The organism is Sulfitobacter sabulilitoris (assembly GCF_005887615.1).
Taxonomy (GTDB): Bacteria; Pseudomonadota; Alphaproteobacteria; order Rhodobacterales; family Rhodobacteraceae; genus Sulfitobacter_E; species Sulfitobacter_E sabulilitoris.
The window spans coordinates 45,745-67,445 of sequence record NZ_VANS01000003.1 but is presented as its reverse complement, the minus strand read 5'-3'; the positions used below and the strand labels follow the sequence as shown (position 1 = coordinate 67,445).

23 protein-coding genes are annotated in these 21,701 nt (G+C 65.0%); 9 read left to right on the top strand and 14 right to left on the bottom strand.

The genetic code is table 11. The features are described 5' to 3' along the window. The first annotated feature begins 74 nt into the window (after positions 1-74). From FDT80_RS12580 to FDT80_RS12565, 4 genes are all read left to right on the top strand, one after another. Positions 75-458 (top strand): MAPEG family protein, encoded by a 384-nt coding sequence (locus tag FDT80_RS12580; RefSeq protein ID WP_138662664.1) that lies wholly within the window; start codon positions 75-77, stop codon positions 456-458. Beyond that, entirely contained in the window at positions 458-868 is a 411-nt protein-coding gene (locus tag FDT80_RS12575) for an MAPEG family protein (RefSeq protein ID WP_138662663.1), read from the top strand. The genes FDT80_RS12580 and FDT80_RS12575 overlap by 1 nt, the downstream gene beginning before the upstream one ends. A gap of 89 nt (positions 869-957) precedes the next feature. Beyond that, positions 958-2,346: a dihydrolipoyl dehydrogenase gene (lpdA, locus tag FDT80_RS12570; RefSeq protein WP_138662662.1), complete on the top strand. Its 1,389-nt coding sequence runs from the start codon at positions 958-960 to the stop codon at positions 2,344-2,346. A gap of 225 nt (positions 2,347-2,571) precedes the next feature. Next, positions 2,572-3,075, top strand: a complete 504-nt coding sequence (locus FDT80_RS12565; RefSeq protein ID WP_138662661.1) for a fasciclin domain-containing protein — start codon at positions 2,572-2,574, stop codon at positions 3,073-3,075. A 59-nt stretch (positions 3,076-3,134) separates the two neighbouring features. Here FDT80_RS12565 and FDT80_RS12560 read toward each other — a convergent pair whose 3' ends face one another. The 4 genes from FDT80_RS12560 to FDT80_RS12545 are packed head-to-tail and all read right to left on the bottom strand — an operon-like array spanning position 3,135 to position 6,049. Beyond that, positions 3,135-3,743 (bottom strand): pyridoxamine 5'-phosphate oxidase family protein, encoded by a 609-nt coding sequence (locus tag FDT80_RS12560; protein ID WP_138662660.1) that lies wholly within the window; start codon positions 3,741-3,743, stop codon positions 3,135-3,137. Beyond that, entirely contained in the window at positions 3,730-4,470 is a 741-nt protein-coding gene (locus FDT80_RS12555; RefSeq protein WP_138662659.1) for a lysophospholipid acyltransferase family protein, read from the bottom strand. The genes FDT80_RS12560 and FDT80_RS12555 overlap by 14 nt, the downstream gene beginning before the upstream one ends. Further along, positions 4,470-5,375: a cell division protein FtsX gene (locus FDT80_RS12550; RefSeq protein ID WP_246039943.1), complete on the bottom strand. Its 906-nt coding sequence runs from the start codon at positions 5,373-5,375 to the stop codon at positions 4,470-4,472. Before FDT80_RS12550 ends, FDT80_RS12555 begins: the two co-directional genes overlap by 1 nt. After that, the gene (locus FDT80_RS12545; RefSeq protein WP_138662658.1) at positions 5,372-6,049 is read right to left on the bottom strand and encodes a cell division ATP-binding protein FtsE; all 678 of its coding nucleotides are present in this window, start codon (positions 6,047-6,049) and stop codon (positions 5,372-5,374) included. The genes FDT80_RS12550 and FDT80_RS12545 overlap by 4 nt, the downstream gene beginning before the upstream one ends. Before the next feature lie 164 nt (positions 6,050-6,213). Between FDT80_RS12545 and FDT80_RS12540 the strand changes: the two genes are divergently transcribed. Beyond that, positions 6,214-7,074 carry a zinc-ribbon domain-containing protein gene (locus tag FDT80_RS12540; protein WP_138662657.1) on the top strand — a complete coding sequence of 287 codons (861 nt, stop codon included), beginning with the start codon at positions 6,214-6,216 and terminating at the stop codon, positions 7,072-7,074. A gap of 59 nt (positions 7,075-7,133) precedes the next feature. Here FDT80_RS12540 and FDT80_RS12535 read toward each other — a convergent pair whose 3' ends face one another. From FDT80_RS12535 to argH, 7 genes are all read right to left on the bottom strand, one after another. Beyond that, positions 7,134-9,746: a TIGR02302 family protein gene (locus FDT80_RS12535; protein WP_138662656.1), complete on the bottom strand. Its 2,613-nt coding sequence runs from the start codon at positions 9,744-9,746 to the stop codon at positions 7,134-7,136. A gap of 39 nt (positions 9,747-9,785) precedes the next feature. Then, positions 9,786-11,051: a diaminopimelate decarboxylase gene (lysA, locus tag FDT80_RS12530; protein ID WP_138662655.1), complete on the bottom strand. Its 1,266-nt coding sequence runs from the start codon at positions 11,049-11,051 to the stop codon at positions 9,786-9,788. Between the two features lie 73 nt (positions 11,052-11,124). Then, positions 11,125-11,538 carry a VOC family protein gene (locus FDT80_RS12525; RefSeq protein WP_138662654.1) on the bottom strand — a complete coding sequence of 138 codons (414 nt, stop codon included), beginning with the start codon at positions 11,536-11,538 and terminating at the stop codon, positions 11,125-11,127. 43 nt (positions 11,539-11,581) lie between these two features. Beyond that, positions 11,582-11,899 carry a DUF2834 domain-containing protein gene (locus FDT80_RS12520; RefSeq protein WP_138662653.1) on the bottom strand — a complete coding sequence of 106 codons (318 nt, stop codon included), beginning with the start codon at positions 11,897-11,899 and terminating at the stop codon, positions 11,582-11,584. 1 nt (position 11,900) lies between these two features. Next, entirely contained in the window at positions 11,901-12,080 is a 180-nt protein-coding gene (locus FDT80_RS12515) for a hypothetical protein (protein ID WP_138662652.1), read from the bottom strand. Positions 12,081-12,082: 2 nt separating this feature from the next. After that, the gene (locus tag FDT80_RS18905) at positions 12,083-12,256 is read right to left on the bottom strand and encodes a hypothetical protein (protein ID WP_170311858.1); all 174 of its coding nucleotides are present in this window, start codon (positions 12,254-12,256) and stop codon (positions 12,083-12,085) included. Next, positions 12,253-13,644 (bottom strand): argininosuccinate lyase, encoded by a 1,392-nt coding sequence (gene argH / locus FDT80_RS12510; protein WP_138662651.1) that lies wholly within the window; start codon positions 13,642-13,644, stop codon positions 12,253-12,255. Before argH ends, FDT80_RS18905 begins: the two co-directional genes overlap by 4 nt. Positions 13,645-13,668: 24 nt before the next feature. Here argH and FDT80_RS12505 point away from each other — a divergent pair, with 24 nt between their 5' ends. From FDT80_RS12505 to FDT80_RS12490, 4 genes are all read left to right on the top strand, one after another. Then, positions 13,669-14,247: a TlpA disulfide reductase family protein gene (locus tag FDT80_RS12505; protein WP_138662650.1), complete on the top strand. Its 579-nt coding sequence runs from the start codon at positions 13,669-13,671 to the stop codon at positions 14,245-14,247. Positions 14,248-14,325: 78 nt separating this feature from the next. After that, the gene (locus FDT80_RS12500; protein ID WP_138662649.1) at positions 14,326-14,823 is read left to right on the top strand and encodes a hypothetical protein; all 498 of its coding nucleotides are present in this window, start codon (positions 14,326-14,328) and stop codon (positions 14,821-14,823) included. Between the two features lie 51 nt (positions 14,824-14,874). Next, positions 14,875-15,264, top strand: a complete 390-nt coding sequence (locus FDT80_RS12495; protein WP_138662648.1) for a hypothetical protein — start codon at positions 14,875-14,877, stop codon at positions 15,262-15,264. Further along, a complete protein-coding gene (locus FDT80_RS12490; RefSeq protein ID WP_138662647.1) occupies positions 15,261-16,190 on the top strand; it encodes a sterol desaturase family protein in 930 nt (309 codons plus the stop codon). Before FDT80_RS12495 ends, FDT80_RS12490 begins: the two co-directional genes overlap by 4 nt. Before the next feature lie 66 nt (positions 16,191-16,256). Here FDT80_RS12490 and FDT80_RS12485 read toward each other — a convergent pair whose 3' ends face one another. The 3 genes from FDT80_RS12485 to FDT80_RS12475 form a co-directional block, all read right to left on the bottom strand. Further along, a complete protein-coding gene (locus tag FDT80_RS12485; RefSeq protein ID WP_138662963.1) occupies positions 16,257-17,327 on the bottom strand; it encodes a Hint domain-containing protein in 1,071 nt (356 codons plus the stop codon). A gap of 147 nt (positions 17,328-17,474) precedes the next feature. Further along, positions 17,475-18,389, bottom strand: a complete 915-nt coding sequence (locus FDT80_RS12480; protein ID WP_138662646.1) for a lipid A-modifier LpxR family protein — start codon at positions 18,387-18,389, stop codon at positions 17,475-17,477. Between the two features lie 983 nt (positions 18,390-19,372). Further along, positions 19,373-21,658, bottom strand: a complete 2,286-nt coding sequence (locus FDT80_RS12475) for an adenosylcobalamin-dependent ribonucleoside-diphosphate reductase (protein ID WP_138662645.1) — start codon at positions 21,656-21,658, stop codon at positions 19,373-19,375. Between the last annotated feature and the right edge of the window lie 43 nt (positions 21,659-21,701).

The following is a 21,701-nucleotide window of genomic DNA, read 5'->3' as shown; positions in this document are numbered from 1 at the left end:
TTGCTTGCGCACGCCCGCCCCCTTGTGTGTAGGGTGGGCGCATCGATCCAACGCCAACAAGGACAGACAACACAATGACCGAAACAACCGTCCTCGCCCTCTACGGCCTTCTGGTGCTGCTGACGATCCTTCTCCAGGCCACGGGCGCCATGCAGCAGCTCGGCATGGGGTACCTGATGTCCAGCCGGGACGAACATCGCACCGTCAAGGGCATGACCGCCCGTCTGGGCCGCGCACTCGACAACTCGGTCGTCGCCATGGCGCTGTTTGCGCCCGCCGTGCTGCTGCTGGTGGCCACCGACAAGACCGGCAACGGCTCGCTGCTCGCGACCCAGGTCTTCCTGCTGGCGCGGGTCGTCTACCTGCCCGCCTACATCTTCGGCATCGTCGGCGTGCGAACCCTGGCCTGGCTCTTTGGCTTCGCCACCACCATAATCCTTTACCTGATGGCCCTGTGATGACGCCGGAACTCACGGTCCTCGCACTCGCCGGGCTGTTGCAGATCGGCCAATTCGTGCTGATGGCGGTGCCCGCCAACCTCGAACTCGGTCCGGCAAAGACACTCAGCCCGCGCGACCGCGACCGGTTGGGCGGCGACATGATCGACATGGTCAGCACGCGCACCGCGCGCCTGATCCGCGCCATGAACAACCATTTCGAGGCGCTGATCCTCTTCACCATCGCCGCCGTCGTGATCCACCTGAGCGGTCAGTCGACCGCTTTCACCGCCGCCTGCGCCTGGACCTACCTCGCGGCGCGCGTGCTCTACGTTCCCGCCTACGCGTTCGGCTGGACGCCCTGGCGCTCCTACATCTGGTTCATCGGCCTGTTGGCCACCCTCTCCATGCTGGCGGCCGCCCTTATCTGAGGCTTCCAAATGGATAAAAATACCGCGGGGGACGGTGCCTTGGCACCGGGGGGCAGCGCCCCCTGACCCCGATCGAGAAAGGACAGACAATGGCAAATTATGACGTCATCATCATCGGCTCCGGCCCCGGCGGATATGTCGCCGCGATCCGCTGCGCGCAGCTCGGCCTGAAGACCGCATGCGTCGAAGGGCGCGACACCCTGGGCGGCACCTGCCTCAACGTCGGTTGCATCCCCTCCAAGGCGCTCCTGCACGCCAGCCACATGCTGCACGAGGCAGAGCACAATTTCGCCGCCATGGGTCTCAAGGGCAAATCGCCGTCGGTCGACTGGACGAAGATGCTGAAGTACAAATCCGAAACGATCGAAACGAACACAAAGGGCATCGAATTCCTGTTCAAGAAGAACAAGATCGACTGGATCAAGGGCTGGGCGTCGATCCCCGAGGCCGGGCGCGTCAAGGTCGGTGACGACATTCACGAGGCCAAGAACATCATCATCGCATCGGGCTCCGAACCATCGTCCCTTCCCGGCGTCGAAGTGGACGAAAAGGTTGTCGTGACCTCCACCGGCGCGCTGGAACTGGGCAAGGTGCCCAAGAAGATGGTGGTGATCGGTGCCGGCGTCATCGGGCTTGAACTGGGCTCGGTCTATGCGCGCCTCGGCTCCGAGGTGACGGTGGTCGAATTCCTCGATGCCATCACGCCGGGCATGGACGGCGAGGTGCAGAAAAACTTCCAGCGGCTCCTCAAGAAGCAGGGTCTGAGCTTCGTCATGGGCGCTGCGGTGCAAAAGACCGAAGCCACCAAGACCAAGGCCAAGGTCCATTACAAGCTGCGCAAAGACGACAGCGAGCATGTGATCGACGCCGATGTCGTGCTGGTCGCGACCGGCCGCAAGCCCTTCACGGAGGGCCTGGGCCTCGACAAGCTCGACATGCAGATGACCAAGCGCGGTCAGATCCAGGTCAACGATCACTGGCAGACATCCGTGCCCGGCATCTATGCCATCGGCGACGCGATCGAAGGGCCGATGCTCGCGCACAAGGCCGAGGACGAGGGCATGGCCGCGGCCGAGCAGATCGCGGGCAGACATGGGCACGTGAATTACGGCGTTATCCCCGGCGTGATCTACACCCACCCCGAGGTCGCCAATGTCGGCATGACCGAGGACGCGTTGAAGGAAGCGGGCCGCGCCTACAAGGTCGGCAAGTTCAGCTTCATGGGCAACGGCCGCGCCAAGGCGAACTTTGCCGGGGACGGCTTTGTCAAAATTCTCGCGGACAAGGACACCGACCGCATTCTGGGCGCGCATATCATCGGCCCAGCGGCGGGCGATCTCATTCATGAAATCTGCGTCGCGATGGAATTCGGCGCGTCGGCGCAGGATCTGGCAATGACCTGCCACGCGCATCCCACCTACTCCGAAGCGGTGCGCGAGGCCGCGCTGGCCTGCGGCGACGGCGCGATCCACATGTGATGCCCTTGGGCACGGCGCGCGCCCTCCCCAGCGCGCCGTGCCCCCCCTTTCTTTCGGTGGGCAGCTGCGACGATTGCCAACACCGATGATCCGCCACGGTGCCGCCGGGCAAGGGCGCTGGCGGATTATTGCCGAAAATTTCGTCGTTTTCCCAAGCGGCTCTAGTCTTTCAATCACTGGCGTGCGGCGTGGTGCCGCGGCCCCGGACTTGAAAGAGGACTACGCATGGAACGTCGATCCGCATTGAAACTCATCGGAGGCGCTGCCGCGCTCCTGACCCTGACCGCCTGCGCCCAGCCAGAGACGGCGCCCGATATCGTCGATCTGGCCATCGCCACACCCGAGTTGAGCACGCTTGTCACCGCGCTTCAGGCCGCCGACCTGGTGGACACACTGCGCGGGCCCGGCCCCTTCACCGTGTTCGCGCCGACGAACGCGGCCTTCGCGGCCCTGCCCGCGGGCACCGTCGAAAACCTTCTGCTGCCCGAGAACAAGGACCAGCTCGTCAGCGTCCTGACCTATCACGTCGTGCCCGGTGCCATCACCTCCGGCGAGGTGCTGGGCCAACGGCTGGATGTCGCGACCGTGCAGGGTGGCACCCTGGATGTGAACGGAATCGTGGGGAAATTCGGCAGCGGCGTGCGCGTGAACGGCGCCAACGTCATCACCGCCGACATCATCGCGTCGAACGGTGTGGTGCATATCATCGACCAGGTGCTGTTGCCCTGATCGTCACCCCGCGGCGGCGGGCCCGTCGGCTCGCCCGGCCCTGACGCGGAACCGGCCCCTTACCACATCGTCTTGGCGGCGCGCTCCCCCCACGCGCCGTCATACGCCGCTCCGCCTTCCTCGCCCGATGTCACCTCGGCCAGGATCTGGCCCGGCGTCGGCAGATCGGCGGTGCGGCCCTGTGCTGCGGTCCACAGGCCGGACCGTATCAGCGCCCGGGCGCATTGGGTGTAGACCTCGGCGATCCGGATCACGATGACGGTCGCGGGCTGTCGGCCGTCCTTGTCGAACCGCGCGCGCAGTCCGGCATCGTCGGTCAGCCGCGCGCGGCCATTGACCCGTACCACCGTGTTCGATCCCGCCACCATGAACATCAGCGACACGCGCCCATCGGTCACGATGTTGCGCAGGCTGTCCAGACGGTTGTTGCCGCGCCAGTCGGGCAGCGCCAGCGTGCCTGGGTCAAGTTCCAGCACCACGGGGCCGTCGTCGCCGCGCGGGCTACCGTCGGTGCCCTCTGTGCCGACGGTGGTCAGAACGCAGAACTTCGACGCCATGATCCAGTCGCGGTACAGCGGTGTCAGATGCCGTGCGACCTTGCGTAGCGACGGCGCTCCGGGCGAACCGTAATGCACCTCCAATTCGGTCTGATCCTCAATCCAGCGCATCGACCTTCCTCACATATCCCAAGTCCGCCATCAGCGCATCGGAGCGCCCTTCGACCGAGGCCTCGAGCTCTGACATGAACTCCGCCCGGCTCAGTCCGGTCTTCATCTCGGGCAGGAATTCGACAACCGCCACGCCGGGGCGGCGGATGATCCCCTTGCGCGGCCACAGCAGCCCGACATTCGTGGCCACCGGCACGCAGGGCTGACCAAGCTGGTCATACAAGATCGCCGTGCCCACCTTGTAGGGCAGCCGCTGTCCCGGCGCGACGCGGGTGCCCTGGCTGTAGATGATCAGTTGCCCCGGCTCGATCCGCCCGGCATCGACATCGCGCACCATCTTTTCGATCGCACTGCCGCGCTTGCCGCGATCGACCGGGACACAGCCGATCCGCTTGGCGTATTGACCGATGATCGGCAGATAGAGGATTTCCTTTTTCATGATGAACTTGCCCGCCGGAAGCGCATTGAAAATCATGATGATATCCAGAAACGACTGGTGTTTCGAGGCGATCAGCGCCTCGTGTTGCGGCACCTCTCCGCGCACCTCGCAGCGGATGCCGACCATCCAGCGCGCACTCCACATCACCCAGCGGCACCACGTCTTGCAGGCCGCATAGGCGCCCTTGCGGCTGAAAAGCGCCCAGGGCATGAACGCCAGCCCGATGACGGCCATCGCGAGATAGATCTGACCCACGAAAATCAGCGACCGGATCCATTGAAACGACATCAGGCAAGCTCCCTCAGAGTGCGGCGCGCGGCGGCACCCGTGGCGGCAAAGGCGACGATGGCCGCCAGCAGCGGAACCAGCAGCGGGATCGCCCAGTGCCAGCCCTGGAACCCTATCCCGGTCAGGACGCTGCCGGCGTCGGATGCGCGCGGCAGGGCCAACATCGCCGCCATGCCAAGCGCCGTGCCGATCGCCGCCCCCCCAAGCGCGCGCAGGGTAAAGCGCCGCACAAAGGCGCGCGCGATGTAGGTGTCGGTCGCGCCCACCAGGCGCAGCACCGCGATCACCTGCGCATTTGCGGCAAGGGCCGCATGGGCCGCAAGCGTGACCATCGCCCCCATTGTCAGGGCAATGAGCAGCGTGGACAGCCACCCAAGCGCCCGCAACCGGTGGGCGGCCTGCACCAGCGGCGCGCGCCAGCGGGTGTGATCGTCAAGCACGGCACCAGGCACTTCGGCCTGCAGCCGCAAGCGCAGCCCGGTGGCGTCAAACCCGTCCGGCGCCTCGATCACCTCGATCAGGCGGGGCACCGGCAGGGCATCGAGCGCCAGATCCGGGCCCAGCCACGGCGCGAGCAGCGCTTGTTGCTCCGCATCCGTCAGGGCGCGGGCGGATTGCACGCCGCGCGTCGTCTCCAAAAGGCGCAGGGCGGCTTCTGTCTGGGCGGCGCGCTGATCCTGCGGCGCCACGATCCGGATCGTCGAGGAGCGCGCCAATTCGTCACCCCATCGCGCGGCCAACCGCCCCGACGCCAGCGACAGCGCCAGCGTGAAGACCGCCAGAAAGGCCATCGTCGCGGCCGCGAACAGCGTCAGCTGCGCGGTAAAGCCGGTACGCGGCACGACGCGGTCGGCCTGTGTGTCGCCGGCCGCCAGCGCGCCCAGGTTTCCCAGCCCGAGGTTCACAGATCGGCCCCCGCCAGTTGCACCCGCCGGTTGGCGATGCGCAGCACGCGCGCCTGGACATGCACCTTGGCTGCACGGATCAGGCTCAGGTCATGGGTGGCGATCAGCACCGTCTTGCCCATCTTGTTCAGCTCGACCAGCAAACGCAGTAGCCGCTGCGACATGTCCCAATCGACGTTGCCGGTCGGTTCGTCCGCAAGCACCACATCGGGCGACATGATCACCGCGCGGGCCAGCGCCGCGCGCTGCCGTTCGCCGCCCGACAGTTCCGGCGGCAGGGCCTGCGCCCGCTCGGTCAGGCCGACCCAGGCCATCAGGTCGTCCAGATCGGCCTCGGCGGCCTTGGCGTCGCGGCCCGACGCGGTCAGCGGCAATGCGATGTTTTCAGCGACGGGCAGATGGTTGAGAAACTGGCAATCCTGGTGCACCACGCCCATCCGCCGGCGCAGATGCGCGACATCGTCGCGCTGCATCGCGCGCACGTCCGCCCCAAAAATCCGCACGACGCCCGCCGTCGGCAGCAGCGCACCGTAGCACAGCTTGAGCAGCGTGGTTTTCCCCGCCCCCGACGGACCGGTCAGAAAGTGAAACGATCCGGGCGCCAGTTTGACCGATATATCGGACAACAGCTCCCCCCCGCCATAACTATAGGCCACGTTTTCAAGCTCGATCACCGTCGTCCCCGCATTGGTTGGATCTGTTGTGCCTCAGCACCGTTTGGGTTTCAATGCGCAGCTTGGCGTCGCCCCGGCCCAAATTGCACTTTTCGATGTGCTTTCCAAGGCATATGCTGTTTCAATAGGTAAGGCAGATAGAAAAAATAATAGCAGGACACGACATGCGGCTGATATGTCCAAATTGCGATGCGCAGTACGAAGTACCTGACGAGGTCATGCCGGAGACCGGTCGCGATGTGCAGTGCTCCAATTGTGGGCAGACATGGTTTCAGCATCACCCCGACCACGCGCCGGCGGAAGAGACCGCCGATCGGGACGCGTTCGATGAGCCGCACAGCGGCCCCGAAGACCCGGATGAAGAGGTGATTACCGCGCCCGAAGCGGAACCGGAACCCGAGCCGCAGCAAAAGCCGGAGCAGCGCATTCGCAAGTCGCTGGACCCCGACGTGGCGGATATCCTGCGCCAGGAGGCAGAGCACGAGGCGCAGGTGCGCCGCAAGGAGACACCCGCGCCGATGGAAAGCCAGCCCGACCTGGGACTGGACGATCATGGCGCAACCGATGACGCCGCCGCCCGACGCGCACGCGAAGCGCGCGACCGCATGGCCCGGATGCGTGGCGAAGAACCCACGACCGGGGCCACCGACGCGGCAGCCACGGCCGCGGCCGTCGGGTCGCGCCGGGATCTGTTGCCGGACATCGAGGAAATCAATTCCACGCTCCGTTCGACCAGCGATCGGACAGCCGCCAGCGCGGCGCTGTCAGAGCAAGAGACCGCACATGAAGAAACGGACCGCAAGCGCGGGTTCAGCCTTGGCGTCGCGTTAGCGGCGCTTTTGACCGTCACCTTGGTGCTTTTGTATATCTACGCGCCGGAACTTGCCCGCGCGGCGCCGCAGGTGGATCCGTGGATCAGCGCCTATGTCGGCAAGGTCGATCAGGCGCGGATGTGGGTCGATTCCCATCTGGCGAGCTTCCTGACCTGGCTCGATACCGTCGCCAGCCAGTCAGAGCCCACGTAGCACCGCCCCCCCCGAGGGCGGCCAAATCTGGCCAGTGCTGGCCAGTGGACCGGATCTGATCAGAACCGGTCCAGCAGCCGTTTGAGGTAGTCACGCTCGACCTCCGGCCGGCTGGTTTCGCCCGACCGGCGGCGGATTTCATCCAGGAGTTCGCGCGCCCGGCCATACCCGTCATCGTTCAAAGCAAGCGGCCCGTCGTCGCCGTCAGCACCGGAATTTCCGGAATCGCGGCCCAGCGGATCGCGGGAATTGGCGCGGCGGTCGGACTGTGATGTGCCTTGGCCGGGCTGGTTCTGCTGCTCTTGCTGTGCCATCGCCTCGCCCAGGCTGCGCATCCCTTCGCGCAATGCCTCCATCGCCTGCGACTGGTTGTCGATGGCATCGGCCAGATCGTCACGGCGCAGCGCCTCTTCGGCGCCGTCCATCGCACGGCCAGCACGGTCCAGGGCGTCGCGGGCCGCTTCACCTTCGGGGGATCCCGTCCCCGGCAGGCGCCCCTGCTGGCGCGACAGTTCGTTGCGCAGCGCGCGCTGGCGGTCGGCGATACTGCCCTCGGCATCACCCTGCGCGCTTTGATCCCCCTCGCCGGGCTCGCCATCCTGACCAGGCTGCCGCCCGTCACCCTGACCGTTCTGGCCTTCGTGGCTTTGACCCCGGCCCTGACCGCCGTTGCGCCCTTCGTTGCCCTGGTTCTCGCCGGCCTGCGCGCCGGGGTTGAACTGCTCCTGCAAGTCGCGGAACGCCTGGTCGCTCAGCCCCTGCTGCTGGCGCAGCGTATCGGCAAGGCCCTCCATCGCCTGTTCGCCCGGCGACTGGCCCTGCTGGCCCTGGCCTTGGGTGACGCGCATGTTTTCCATCATCTGTTGCAGTTCCTGCAGGGCTTGCTGCGCCTCGGCCATGCGGCCTTGCTCCATCAACTCCTGAATGCGGTCCATCATGCGCTGCAAATCGTCCTGGGTCATCTGCATGGAGTTTTCAGGGCTGCCCTGCTGGCCTTGCTCGCCATCCTGACCCTCTTGCTGGTCGCGCTGCGCCTGACGCGACAACTGCTGGATGTAATCCTCGGTGGCGCGGCGCAACTCGTCCATCAACTCGGCGATCTCGGCGTCGGTGGCGCCGTTCTTCATCGCTTCGGTCAAGCGGTCCTGCGCACGCCGCATCCGCTCCAACGCATCGGCCAGATCGCCTTCCTCCAGTGTGATCGCAAGATCCCAAAGGTCCTTGGCCAACCCGTTCTGCGCGTCTTCCTCAAGCCCGTATCTGGCAAAAAGCTCAAGCCGCTTGGTCAGCTGGCGCAGGCGCAGGTAATCGGTCTGGTTGCGGAACACGTCCTCCGGCAGGTTCGACACCGCGCGCAAAATCTGGCCGACGCGGCGACCATTGGCGCGCGACCACAGCAAATCGCGCCGCTGTTCGATCACCGCCGCCGCCATCGGATCGAAAAACCGACGGCCCGGCAACACGATGGCGCGCGGCGGCGTCTCGGTTTGCTGTTCGGCGGCATCAAGGGCGGTCAGCGTGATATCGACCGGCAGGTTGGCCCAGGCATGCTCCGAGAAATCCTCGATCAGGTTTTCCTCGAAGTCGGCACGGTCGCCGGAAATCGGCATCGGCAGCGGCACGACGATCGCGGGCCTTGCGTCGGGGTCGATGGTCAGGCCATGCCTGCGGCTGACGCGCGTCAGATCAAGGCTGATGCGGGCCTCGCCCGCTTCCACGCCGTAATCATCACGGGCCGAGAACGGCAACGACATCTCGCCCAGCGCGGCAGCGGTCGGATCGTCAAGGATGGCGATGCCGGGCGCACGATCGGGGATCACGGCCACATCCCATGTCCGGCCGCCGGGGCCGTCGATGGCGATCGTGCCGTCCTGGACCACGGTGAAATCCTGCGCCAGCGCAGAGGCGGCGGGCACGTCGCCCACCCGGCCCGACACCGTTTCCGCCAGCGTGAGCGCGCCCACTTCACCGTAGAGCCGCAGGGTGATCAGGCTGCCGGCCGGAACCTTCAGCGCCCCGGCAGGAATGTCATTGAGATAGATCGTGGGCCGACCGGTGTAGCGCGGGCTTTCGGCCCAGCCCTCCCAGACCGGACCCGAGGCAAGGCCCGAGGCCCCCGGCGCCATGTCGGCCACCGACCCCACCCGCCAAATCGATCCGAACAACAGCGCCACGGCAAAGGCCAGCAGCGCCACATAGCGCAGGGCAAAGGGATCGCGCGAGGACACGCGCAGGTCGGCGGGCACCGGTTTCGCGGTTGCCGCGCGCTGTGCCATCCGCGCCTGATGCGCGCGCCACACGGCGCTGGATTGCGCATCACCGCCACCGATGGCCTGGGTGTCGATCAACGCTTGCAGCGGTCGCCCCGGCAGGCTGGCGTCCAACCGTAACAGCGCATCGCCGCGGCTGGGGATGCGAAACCGGCGAAAGGCATGGAAAAGCGCGATAGCCACGCCAAGCGCGCTGGCCACCGCCGCCACCCAGACGACCTCGACGGAGACGATATCATGCAGGCCTAGCATCAGCGCGGCCAACACGACCAGACAGACCGCCATGAGCGGCCAGAGGCTGCGCACCACCGCTTCGGCCAAAAGCCCCACCCACGTCAGGCGCAGCGGCCAGCGCACGGAAGTCAGCCCGCGGGCCGCGTCATATCTGGAAAAAGAAGCCATGTACCGTCTCCGACAAGGCCTGTCGGGCGGGTATACGCCTTAAAGCCATTCGGGGATGGTATCGCGATTTATCATTTCGTCAAAGGTCGGGCGTCGGCGAATAACCGCAAATTGATCGTCTTTCACCAAAACTTCCGGAATGAGGGGGCGCGTGTTGTATTCGCTGCTCATCACCGCGCCATAGGCACCCGCCGACCGAAAGGCCACCAGATCGCCGGCGGCCAAGGGCGGCATCATGCGCTGCTTCGCAAAGGTGTCGCCGGATTCGCAGACCGGGCCGACGATGTCATAGGGGCGTTCCTCGGTGCCAGGCGCGGGTTCGATCACCGGGACGATGTCGTGGTGCGCATCATACATCGCGGGGCGGATCAGGTCGTTCATGGCACCATCGAGGATCAGAAAGTCGCGCCCCTCGCCCGATTTCACATAGATCACCTGGCTGACCATCAGCCCGGCGTTGCCCGCGATCAGGCGGCCAGGTTCGATTTCGATCTCGCAGCCCAGGTGGCCCACGGTGCGCTTGATCAACGCGCCGAAATCGGTGGGCAGCGGCGGTGCCTGATTGCTGTGCGAATAAGGAATGCCCAGACCGCCGCCCAGGTCGAGCCGGCGGATGTCGTGACCGTCGGCGCGCAGAACCTCGGTCAGTTCCGCCACCTTGGTGAAGGCCGCCTCGAACGGCGCCAGGTCGGTGAGCTGACTGCCGATGTGCACGTCGATGCCGATGACGTCGATCCCCTCCATCGCGCCGGCCATCGCATAGACCTCGCGCGCGCGGGCGATCGGGATGCCGAACTTGTTCTCGGACTTGCCGGTGGCGATCTTGGCGTGTGTCTTGGCATCCACGTCCGGATTTACGCGGATCGTGATGGGGGCCACTGTGCCCAAGGACAGCGCAACGGCATTCAGCACCTCCATTTCCGGCTCGCTTTCGACGTTGAATTGACGAATGCCGCCCTCAAGCGCGGTACGGATCTCGCGCGCGGTCTTGCCCACGCCGGAAAACACGATCCGTTCGCCCGGCACACCGGCGGCGCGTGCGCGCAGATATTCGCCCTCCGATACAACGTCCATGCCCGCGCCCGCCTGCGCAAGCGTCTTGAGGATCGCCTGATTGCTGGCCGCCTTCATCGCGAAGCAGACAAGGTGCTCCATGCCTTCCAACGCCTCGTCGAACAGGCGGAAATGGCGCAGAAGCGTCGCGGTGGAGTAGACGTAGAACGGCGTTCCCACAGCCGCGGCAATCTCGGCCACAGGCACGTCTTCGGCAAAAAGTGCGCCGTCGCGGTACAGAAAATGATCCATGCTGGTCCTCGGGGCCTGAACGTATTCAGGCGCGACATAGCAGAGCGGCGCGCGAATGCAATTCCGCGTCCTGCTAGTATCCTTGCCAAAGCCCCGGCGTCGCCAGTTCGAGCAGATGATTGTCGGGATCGCGAAAATACAGGCTGTGCGCCCCGCGCGGCCAGTCCACCGTGCCTTCGATCGCGATGGCGTGCCGCGCAAGGTGATCGCGCCAGGCCTGCGTGTCGTCCTTGGCGATGGAAAAGGCGAGGTGCATCGGCCCCGCGCCGTCATGCGGTGGGATCACCCCGCCGGGGGTGGTGACCGGGTCCAGTGTGCCCCGCTCGACGAAAAGCAGCAAGACACCGCGCCCCGCAACGTCGAAGGCGCGCATCCGACCGTCGGCGAACAGCGGTTCAAGCTGCATCACCTCGCGGTAAAACGTCGCCGCGCGGTCCAGGTCGGCCACGTATAGCACAGTTTCCAGCACGGCGGTGACATGGGGCATGGGGCGCAGTGTACCGCCCCGCGCATGGGTGCGTCAAATGGCGCTAGCCGGGCTGACGGCTGCGCAGGAACAGATACAGCGGCAAGCCGCAGCTCACTCCGATACCGAACGTCGCCGGGATGGCGATCAGCGCCAGCCAGTTGCGCCGCACGGCGACCTCGGCCAGGATCCAGACAGTCAGGGTGACGGCGGCGATCGTCAGATCCCAGACCAGGCCGCTGCTGGCGGCGTTGACATGCCATGCCGCGACCATGCCCGGCAGGCTGACGCCGTTGGCGGCAAACCACGTCACGAAATAATACATCGGATGGATCGCGCCCCAGATGGCGAGGGCCAGGTAGATCATGCGCAGGGGGGACATATCAGTACCTCTTCACGACGCCGACGCTGGCGGTTCCGCTGACGTGAACGCCGGGGCGGTACTCCGACACTGCGCGGTCCGCCGCGCCCGAGGTGGCGCGCGGCGCCGTATCGCGCGCCCCGTCCGGCCCGGTGCAGCCCGCCAGCGCCAGCGCCGCGGCCAGGATCAGCAAGCGTGTCATCGTCACAGCCCCAGAAAGACCGAAAACGGCCCCTTGTGGAGGCCGACGCCCACGCCCGCATGCACCCCGCTGCTTGAAATGGTGACGGTGCCGTTCGCCGTGGGCCGCACCGGTTCGCCATCCGCGCCGCAGGCGGCGAGGGTCATCAGGCCGAGCGCGGCGAGCAGCGGTTTCATTTCAGATTGTCCTTCCAGCGGGCGATCTGGGCGCGCACCTGTGCGGGTGCCGTCCCACCATAAGATGTACGCGAATTGACGGAATTTTCCACTCCCAACACGTCGAACACGGCATTTGTGATCTCGGGGTGCACCGCCTGCATGTCGTCCAGCGTCAGGTCCGGCAGGTCGCAGCCCTTCGTTTCCGCCCGCGCCACCAATGTCCCGGTCACGTGATGCGCGTCGCGGAACGGCATGCCCAGCACGCGCACCAGCCAGTCGGCCAGATCCGTGGCAGTCGAAAACCCCGATCCGGCGGCGGCGGCAAGATGGTCGCGGTTGGCGGTCATGTCGCGCACCATCCCCTCCATCGCGGCCAGCGCCAGCATCAGGTTGTCGGCCGCGTCAAAGACCTGTTCCTTGTCCTCCTGCATGTCCTTGGAGTAGGCCAGCGGCAGCCCCTTCATCACCATCATCAGTGCCGTGTTCGCGCCAAAAATGCGGCCCACCTTGGCGCGGATCAGCTCGGCGGCGTCGGGGTTCTTTTTCTGCGGCATGATCGACGACCCGGTGGAAAACCGATCGCTCAGCGTGACGAACCGGAACTGCGCCGACGACCAGATCACCAGTTCCTCGGCAAAGCGGCTGAGGTGCATGGCGCAGATGCTGGCCGCGCCCAGAAACTCCAGCGCAAAGTCGCGGTCGCTGACCGCATCCAGGCTGTTGGCCGACGGGCGATCGAACCCAAGCGCCTGCGCCGTCATGTCGCGGTCGATGGGAAAGCTGGTGCCGGCCAGCGCGGCGGCGCCCAGCGGACATTCGTTCATGCGCGCCCTGGCGTCGCGGAACCGGCCCAGATCGCGGCTGAACATTTCGACATAGGCCATCATGTGATGGCCCCATGTCACCGGCTGCGCGGTTTGCAGATGGGTGAACCCCGGCATCACCCACTCCGCGCCCGCCTCTGCCTGCGTCAGCAGCGCGCCGATCAACGCCACGAGCCCCGCATCCGCCGCGTCCAGTTGATCGCGGGTCCAGAGCTTGAAGTCCGTCGCGACCTGGTCGTTGCGGCTGCGGCCCGTGTGCAGGCGGCCCGCGGGTTCCCCGATCACCTCCTTCAGGCGCGCCTCGACGTTCATGTGGATGTCCTCCAGCGCGGCGGAGAATTGAAACGTACCGCCGTCGATCTCTGACAAGACCGTGAGCAGCCCTTCCCTGATGGCGTCGGCATCGCTAGCTTGAATGATACCCGTCGCGGCCAACATCGCGGCGTGGGCGCGCGACCCGGCGATATCCTGGGCGGCCATGCGTTTGTCGAACCCGATCGAGGCGTTGATCGCCTCCATGATCGCATCGGGCCCGGCGGCGAAACGGCCGCCCCACATTTTGTTCGAGGTCGTGTCGGTCATGTAATCCAGCCCTTCGGAGGGGATATGAAAGTTTTGTTCGCCGCGTTCGTGTATACGGCCCTGACCTTGGGTGCAATCTGGGGCGCGGGCGGCGCCTGGGCCGATACCGCCGCAATCGAGGGTCTGCGCGACGGCGACATGAAAAAGCTGGTGGTGCATGCCACCCCCGAGGCGACGTCCTCGGCGCCGTTTCAACTGGCCGACGACGCGGGCGAGACAAGCTTGGATGCATATCGCGGAAAGTACATCCTGTTGAATTTCTGGGCCACGTGGTGCGCACCCTGCCGCAAGGAAATGCCGCAGCTTTCCGCCCTGCAGGCCGATTTCGGTGGCGATGATTTCGAAGTTCTGACCATCGCCACGGGGCGCAATTCTCCGCAGGGCATCGCCAAGTTCTTTGACGAGATCGGCGTGACGAATCTGCCGCGCCATCAGGACCCCCAGCAGCAACTGGCAAGTCAGATGGGCATCTTCGGCCTGCCGATCAGCGTGATCCTGGACCCCGAAGGCCGCGAAATCGCTCGGCTGCGCGGCGATGCGGACTGGAACAGCGAAAGCGCGCGGGCCATCGTGGCGGCCCTGATTGCCAGTACCGGCACCTGAGCCAACGGCCGGGGCCGTTCGCCGCTCTCGGGCCGGGCATCGCGGATCTTGCTGGTCGGCACGACGGATCGACAGGTCGTGAAAAACCCGTTACGGTCGGGTCTTGTCCTGGTCGTTCACGATGTTACCGTGCCAATCGAATATCGTTTCTACGAAGATATCGGCTTGCTGCACACCGCCATCAAGGGCGGTGTCGCGGTGCAGGATGTGACGACGTTTTTCGATCGGATCGAAAATCTGGACCGGGGCTCTGCGCTGGTGCGGGAGTTGACCGATTTTTCGAAACTGACCCATTTAGACATCTCCGACGATCAGGTCGATGGGTTGATCGCGCTGATCAGAGGCATGTATGCCCGCAACGATATGTCCCCGCGTATCGCCTGCTATGCACCCCGCGCGCCGGGGCGCGAGATCGCCCAGCGGTTCATGGCTGGCGTGCTGGCCCCGACGCCCAAGCTCAGGGCCGAACGCTTTGACACCGCCAACGACGCGCTGCGGTTCTTGCAGGTCCCCTGGCGGGACTGGTCGCGGCTGGACCTTGACCCCGAAGACTTCATGTCCCCGCGTCACCCTTGACGGCGCACCGCCGCTGGCTCTGAAATGTCGGCGGGGCGGAGGACCGGATACATGCCATTGCACATCCTGCTCATTCTCGTGATCGGCGGTATCGCCGTCATCGCGGGGCTATTGCATCTGCTGGGGCTGTCGCGCGTGACGCCGTTGACGCGCGACAGCGCGCGCAGGGCGTGGCTGCGCGCCTATCCCGACGACCCTCCTGCCGACATTCTGCTGAGCGACGATCGTCGCGCCGCGCTGATCGCGCTGGACCGGGGCACGGGCCTGGTGTGGTGCTTTGGCGCCGATACGGTGGCGCGCGTCCTGACGGCGCCACGGGTGACACCGCACCGGCGTGGGCTGTCCCTGCGCTTTGCCGATGACGGGGCGCCGCGCGTCACGCTGACCCTTGGACATGATGAACGCCCGGTGTGGGCCAAAAGGCTGGAGACTGCCGCATGAGCGACCTGACCTATCCCGACGTGGTGCAATTGGCCGTTCCTTTCTTCATCCTGGCCATCCTGGTCGAACTGGGCTGGATCGTGCTGAGGAGGCGCGGTGGCCGGTACGAGACGCGCGACGCGGTGACCTCGCTGCTGATGGGGGCGGGCAATGTCGCGGCGGGGATCGTGCTGGGCTTTGTGGCCTACGGTTTTTTCATGGCGCTCTGGGCGGTGACGCCGCTGGATCTGGGCACGTCCGTCTGGGTCGTGCTGGTGTGCTTCGTGCTGGACGATCTGCGCTACTACTGGGTGCACCGTTTCGGGCATCGTGTCCGCTGGGTCTGGGCCAGCCACGTCAACCACCATTCCAGCCAGCACTACAACCTGACCACGGCGCTGCGCCAGACCTGGACCGGCACATTCACCCTGATGATGGTGGTCCGCGCGCCGCTCATCCTGCTGGGGTTTCATCCGGCGATGGTGCTGTTCGTGGGCGGCCTGAACCTGATCTATCAGTTCTGGATCCACACCGAGGCCATTGGCCGGATGCCCCGGTGGTTCGAGGCCGTGATGAACACGCCCAGCCATCACCGGGTGCACCACGGGCGCAACGCACGGTATCTCGATGCCAATTATGCGGGGGTCTTCATCATCTGGGACAGGATGTTCGGCACCTTCGTGCCCGAACAGGCGACAGAGAAACCCGATTACGGGCTGGTGCAGAACATCGGCACGTTCAATCCCGTCCGCGTGGCGTTTCACGAATGGATCGCCCTGATGCGCGACGCGCTGCAACCGGGCATCGGCTTGCGTGCGCGGCTTGGCTATGCGTTTGGCCCGCCCGGCTACAGCCACGATGGCAGCCGCGACACCACGCAAGCCATCAAGGCCAAGCATCTGGCCCGAAATCCGCAAGACACGGGCACGGAGGGGTTTTCAGACTAGCACCGGATACGACCGGCGCTGGCGGAATTTCCGAACATGCCGGTCCGGTTTCCGAGCTGAAAACGACTACGCCGCGTGGTTGAGGATCGCCGCTTCCGATGCCGAGAGATTGCGGCGGGCATAGCCGCCGTAGGTGTGCGGGTCGAACTCCAGGTCGGGATGCTCGGCCAACAGACGCGCGCGGTCGAAATCATCCAGCGTACTGAGCGCGGCATTCGCCGGATGAAAGCTTTCGGTCTCGACCCCGTTGGCCCAGAGCACCTGGTGGCTGGGCAACAATAGGTGAATATACGTCACCTGCGGCACTTTCAGATCGACGGTGATCGTGGTGCCGTTGACCAGGTCCTTGGCCGTCACCAGAACCTCAGCGGTATTGAACAGCGACTGCGCCACCGCGCCCTTCACCAGCAACCGATGCTCGGGAGAGACCAGCAATTCGTGCTCGGGCCGGTCGACCCCCAGCGCGCCGGTGCGGATGCGCACAGGGCGCAAGCGCGGCATCGCGAACAACCGCGCCCCCGTCATCCGCCGGCTGCCCACCCATTCGATGAGTTGGGGGCCATTGTCCTTGGTCTGCACCCGGTCGCCCACGCAAAGCTCCTCGATCCGGCGCGGGCCATCGGGCGTCTGGATGAAGGTGCCGGGTGTAAAGCAGATCACGCCGCCGCTTTCGGGGCCCATCACGTTGGCGGGCCCAGCCCCCAACGTGTGATGCACGATCCACAGATCGCAGTTTCGGGGCGGCATTTCGTCCAGGAACATCAGCAGGGGCTGTGACCCGCGGCCCACCTCGATCAATGTCACCGTATAGCTTTGGGCGCCGTCCGTGACGACGAAACTGCTGTCCATCAACGGGGCATCGCGCTGCGGTTCATCCATCACCAGGGGCTTGGACTGCGGATCCAGCGCCGCGCCCACAAGGCGGTGCACCATGCGTGCCGCGCGCTTGCGCAGATTGTCGGCGCCGTCTGCCCGATCCAGTCGCAAAATATCCGACGGCCCATCCACGCGGATAGCGTCCCCGCGCCAGGACCACGCCGCGCCCACACTGAGCGACTGCACCGGCGCGGCCTCTAGGCCGTCTACTTCTGTCTGCGACCAGGAGATGACAAACGTGCCACGAAAGCCCGTCTTCATTGCCTGTATGCCTGCCATTGTCTTTTTTTATTGCCGTGAGCTTAGCAAAGGCGGCAGCCCGTGGGAAGCCTGATTAGTGCAGGGATTCAGAGTGTTGCAATTAGACCTTCATGTGGCGGCCTCACAGGCGTCGGATCCCTCCCGCCATCAGAACTGCAGGTTGATGCGCACCGATCCCACGATCTGGTCGCTACCTTGGGTCCTGAACTCTTCTCCAAGCCAGGTCAGGCCATAGAAAGCCGATGCGCTTTCGCCTTGCCAATGCACGCCCGCGCGGACCCTGTCGCGACTGTCGGTCAGGTCGTAGCCGCGATCCTCCGGCAGATAGACGCTGTCCTCGACCACCGCCATGTCGCCGCCCAGAACCAGCGAAAAGCCCGGATCGGCAGCCTGGACCGTTCGGTATCGCTGGCCGGTCGCGGTCTCGCGGATCAGCAGTTCACCCTGCCCCACACGGCCCAGGGTCAGGTCGGCGCCCGCCCGCAGCAATGTCTCGGCCCCAACGCGCGCCTCGACGAAAGGACGCAGCGTGATCCGATCGCCGAAAGCAAAGCTGCGCCCCATCTCGACGACGACAGTGGGCCGGACCGCATTTTCGATCTGCGCGTCCAGTTGCGCTTCCGAGGGACGCGGCATGCCCAGCAGATCGTGCATCTCCCGTTGAAACGACCCAAGTCCGGTGGCCGGGCCGACAAACACCAGATCGGCGCCGGTGGACATCTCGAACCCGTGCCACGCGAAATGCGTATGCGCCCCGACCGACAATGTCCCGGCATAGGGGCGATCCGTCGGATCGGGCCGCCCGCCAAGGTGTCCGGGGGCCATGATCTCGGCCCCCAGCCGCAGTTCGATCAGATCCCCAAACCCGCGCGCGCCCTCGGGCGCCCGCCGCCCCCAAATCCGCGAAGAGGTGATCGAACCGGTGCGCCAGCGGTCTTTGCCATCGCCGAAGAAATCATTGGTCACCAACCGACCGTATCCAAGGCGTGTGCGTTCTTCGGCCTGGGCACCGGTGACGGCAAGACACACGGCACATGCCGACGCTAAAACACTCCGAAACATCAAGATCTTTCCTGCGGTATGGCCCCCCGGCCTTTCCTGACTAAAGTCTGCGCGGCGCGCCGCCTAGTGCAGCGGCGCAACAGTCCAGACTTTCACGCGGTCGCCTGCCTCGAAACGGTCCTCATGCTGCCTTGATCCTGCGCCCCGCCTTTGATCTGTTGCGCTGCGCTACCCTCCAGCGACGGTCGGAGGTAGAGCCGGAGATCTCGTCCTCTTCCCCGTCCTCGGCCATGAGGTGCCCCTGGTTTCCAAGACACCTGCCTAATTCAGTTTCTGCTGTCTTGCGTCGTAGTCAACGGGCGACAGCGTGCCGTTGTTTGTGGGCTTGCGGTTCGGGTTGTAGAACATCGCGATGCAGTCGAACACGTCCTGCCTTGCGGCGTCGCGTGCAGGGTGTCCCTTTTGCGAGGATCCCAGCAGCCAGTGGGGGATTCATGGCTTTGGACAACGAGCGCCGGAACGCTTGCCCGGGCACCCACGGTTACACGCGCTCTGACAGCAATGAATAGACGCACGACGCCCTGCGCTCGCACCGGGGACGCCTCGCGCCGCCGACAAGCTCTTTAGGGTATCGAAAAACACTGACGGCCGGTGGCGCGAGCTGCCCAATTTTGTGTCTACACATCATCAGCTCGCGTCGGCATCTCTACGCACTCAAGGCGAATATTTATGCTTCAGATCTCGCGCTCAGCTTCGAGAGGCCTGTCATCTCAATTGCCTCAGACCCCATGAAGGGTTGACGGTAGAAAACTTCACGCCTTGGGAAGCTGAGCAAGAGACATTTGAAACTGGTGCTGGGCCCTGCAATCTGTGCCCGATGTTTCCAAGGACAGAGGCAAACCTGCATCCGCGCAACACATGCGATCAGATAAGCGAAATCGGGCGTTTCCGCCCGATTGACTGCATATGCTTGCGAAATGGCCATTTTGGGCCCGCCATTGGCCACTAACTGGTGGTCAGATCAAACAGCCACGCCCAAAGGCTCAACCGCATTTGGAGTATCCGCAGCTTCCGCAGGTCATGCATCCCTCGACCATGCGCAGATCATACTGCCCGCAGCTGCTGCATGCTTTGCCGCGAGGCGCGTCGAGACCGACCACCTTGGCTTGCGGATCCGATTTCAGGCCCATGCCCTCGCCCGCGATGAAACCGGTGGCGATCATATGTTGTTCGATCACGCCGCCGATACCAGCGAGGATCGAAGGGATGTATCTTCCCTGCATCCACGCGCCGCCGCGCGGGTCAAAGACCGCTTTCAGCTCTTCGACCACAAACGATACGTCGCCGCCCCGACGGAACACCGCCGAGATCATCCGCGTCAGCGCCACGGTCCAGGCGAAATGCTCCATGTTCTTGGAGTTGATGAAGACCTCGAAGGGGCGGCGATGGCCGCCCACCACCAGATCGTTGATGGTGATGTAAATCGCGTGCTCGCTGTCCGGCCACTTGATCTTGTAGGTATTGCCCTCAAGCTGCTCGGGGCGGTCCAGCGGCTCGGACATGTAAACGACCTCGCCGGTCTCGTCGACGCCCTGCACCTGGGCCGGTGCCTCTCCTGGCGCTGTATCGGTGGTTTCGCTGACCGTCAGAACCGATCCGGTGACATCGTTGGGCCGATAGGTCGTGCACCCTTTGCAGCCGGAATCCCAGGCTTCCATGTAGACGCTCTTGAACGCGTCAAAGCTGATGTCCTCGGGGCAATTGATCGTCTTGGAGATCGAACTGTCCACCCATTTCTGCGCCGCGGCCTGCATCTTGACGTGATCAAGCGGCGCCAGCGTCTGGGCGTTGACAAAATAATCCGGCAGAGGCGCATCGCCCTTCAGGTCGCGCCACATCTGCACCGCGTAGTCCACCACCTCCTCCTCGGTCCGGCTGCCGTCCTTTTGCAGAACCTTGCGGGTATAGGCATAGGCGAACACCGGCTCGATTCCGGAACTGACGTTGCCGGCATACAGGCTGATCGTGCCCGTGGGCGCGATGGAGGTCAAAAGCGCGTTGCGGATGCCATGTTCGCGGATCGCCTCGCGCACGTCGTCATCCATGTTCTTCATCGTGCCGGACGCGAGGTAGGCATCGGCATCGAACAGCGGAAAAGCCCCTTTTTCGCGGGCCAGATCGACCGAGGCCAAATAGGACGCGCGCGCGATCGCCTTGAGCCAGCTTTCCGTCTGTGCGGCGGCCGCGTCGGAGCCATAGCGCAGGCCCAGCATCAGCAGGGCATCGGCCAGCCCGGTGACGCCCAGCCCGATGCGCCGCTTGGCCTGCGCCTCGCGCGCCTGCGCCTCGAGCGGGAATTGCGAGACATCGACCACGTTGTCCATCATCCGCACGGCCACCGCGACCAGATCGTTCAGCGCCGCTTCGTCCAGCCGGGCGGCATCGCCGAACGGATCGCTGACCAGCCGCGCAAGGTTGATCGACCCCAGAAGGCAGGCGCCATAGGGCGGCAGCGGCTGTTCGCCGCAGGGGTTGGTGGCGGCGATGGTCTCGCAGTAGCTCAGGTTGTTGGCCGCATTGATCCGGTCGATGAAAATCACACCCGGCTCGGCGTAATCATAAGTCGCCTGCATGATCTTGTTCCACAGATCGCGCGCCTGCACCGTGCGATAGACCCTGTCGCCGAACACAAGGTCCCACGGGCCATCGGCCTTGACCGCATCCATGAAGGGATCGGTGATCAGCACCGACATGTTGAACATCCGCAGGCGCGCCGCATCGGATTTCGCAGTGATGAAATCCTCGACGTCCGGATGATCGCAGCGCATCGTGGCCATCATCGCGCCGCGACGCGACCCTGCGGACATGATCGTGCGGCACATCGCATCCCAGACATCCATGAACGACAACGGCCCCGACGCATCCGCCGACACGCCCAGCACATCCGCGCCCTTGGGCCGGATGGTCGAGAAATCATACCCGATGCCGCCGCCCTGCTGCATGGTCAACGCGGCCTCTTTCAGCATGTCGAAGATGCCCGCCATGCTATCGGGAATCGTGCCCATCACGAAGCAGTTGAACAGCGTCACGCGCCGCGCGGTGCCGGCACCTGCGGTGATCCGACCGGCGGGCAGGTACTTGAAATCTTCCAGCGCGGCGAAGAACCGGTCTTCCCACAGCTTCGGGTCATTCTCGACCTGCGCCAGGTCACGCGCGATGCGGCGCCAGGTGTCTTCGACCGTGACATCCTTCGGTGTGCCGTCCGCCGCCTTGAAGCGGTATTTCATATCCCAGATCTGTTCGGCAATTGGGGCGGCAAATCGGGTCATGCGACGATTCCTTGGGTTGAGGGCAGGCACAACAGATAGCCCC

Coding starts and splice junctions, on each gene's coding strand:
- FDT80_RS12580 (WP_138662664.1), top strand. CDS start 75: ATGACCGAAACAACCGTCCTCGCCCTCTACGGCCTTCTGGTGCTGCTG.
- FDT80_RS12575 (WP_138662663.1), top strand. CDS start 458: ATGACGCCGGAACTCACGGTCCTCGCACTCGCCGGGCTGTTGCAGATC.
- lpdA (WP_138662662.1), top strand. CDS start 958: ATGGCAAATTATGACGTCATCATCATCGGCTCCGGCCCCGGCGGATAT.
- FDT80_RS12565 (WP_138662661.1), top strand. CDS start 2,572: ATGGAACGTCGATCCGCATTGAAACTCATCGGAGGCGCTGCCGCGCTC.
- FDT80_RS12560 (WP_138662660.1), bottom strand. CDS start 3,743: ATGCGCTGGATTGAGGATCAGACCGAATTGGAGGTGCATTACGGTTCG.
- FDT80_RS12555 (WP_138662659.1), bottom strand. CDS start 4,470: ATGTCGTTTCAATGGATCCGGTCGCTGATTTTCGTGGGTCAGATCTAT.
- FDT80_RS12540 (WP_138662657.1), top strand. CDS start 6,214: ATGCGGCTGATATGTCCAAATTGCGATGCGCAGTACGAAGTACCTGAC.
- FDT80_RS12535 (WP_138662656.1), bottom strand. CDS start 9,746: ATGGCTTCTTTTTCCAGATATGACGCGGCCCGCGGGCTGACTTCCGTG.
- lysA (WP_138662655.1), bottom strand. CDS start 11,051: ATGGATCATTTTCTGTACCGCGACGGCGCACTTTTTGCCGAAGACGTG.
- FDT80_RS12525 (WP_138662654.1), bottom strand. CDS start 11,538: ATGCCCCATGTCACCGCCGTGCTGGAAACTGTGCTATACGTGGCCGAC.
- FDT80_RS12520 (WP_138662653.1), bottom strand. CDS start 11,899: ATGTCCCCCCTGCGCATGATCTACCTGGCCCTCGCCATCTGGGGCGCG.
- FDT80_RS12515 (WP_138662652.1), bottom strand. CDS start 12,080: ATGACACGCTTGCTGATCCTGGCCGCGGCGCTGGCGCTGGCGGGCTGC.
- FDT80_RS18905 (WP_170311858.1), bottom strand. CDS start 12,256: ATGAAACCGCTGCTCGCCGCGCTCGGCCTGATGACCCTCGCCGCCTGC.
- argH (WP_138662651.1), bottom strand. CDS start 13,644: ATGACCGACACGACCTCGAACAAAATGTGGGGCGGCCGTTTCGCCGCC.
- FDT80_RS12505 (WP_138662650.1), top strand. CDS start 13,669: ATGAAAGTTTTGTTCGCCGCGTTCGTGTATACGGCCCTGACCTTGGGT.
- FDT80_RS12495 (WP_138662648.1), top strand. CDS start 14,875: ATGCCATTGCACATCCTGCTCATTCTCGTGATCGGCGGTATCGCCGTC.
- FDT80_RS12490 (WP_138662647.1), top strand. CDS start 15,261: ATGAGCGACCTGACCTATCCCGACGTGGTGCAATTGGCCGTTCCTTTC.
- FDT80_RS12485 (WP_138662963.1), bottom strand. CDS start 17,327: ATGAAGACGGGCTTTCGTGGCACGTTTGTCATCTCCTGGTCGCAGACA.
- FDT80_RS12480 (WP_138662646.1), bottom strand. CDS start 18,389: ATGTTTCGGAGTGTTTTAGCGTCGGCATGTGCCGTGTGTCTTGCCGTC.
- FDT80_RS12475 (WP_138662645.1), bottom strand. CDS start 21,658: ATGACCCGATTTGCCGCCCCAATTGCCGAACAGATCTGGGATATGAAA.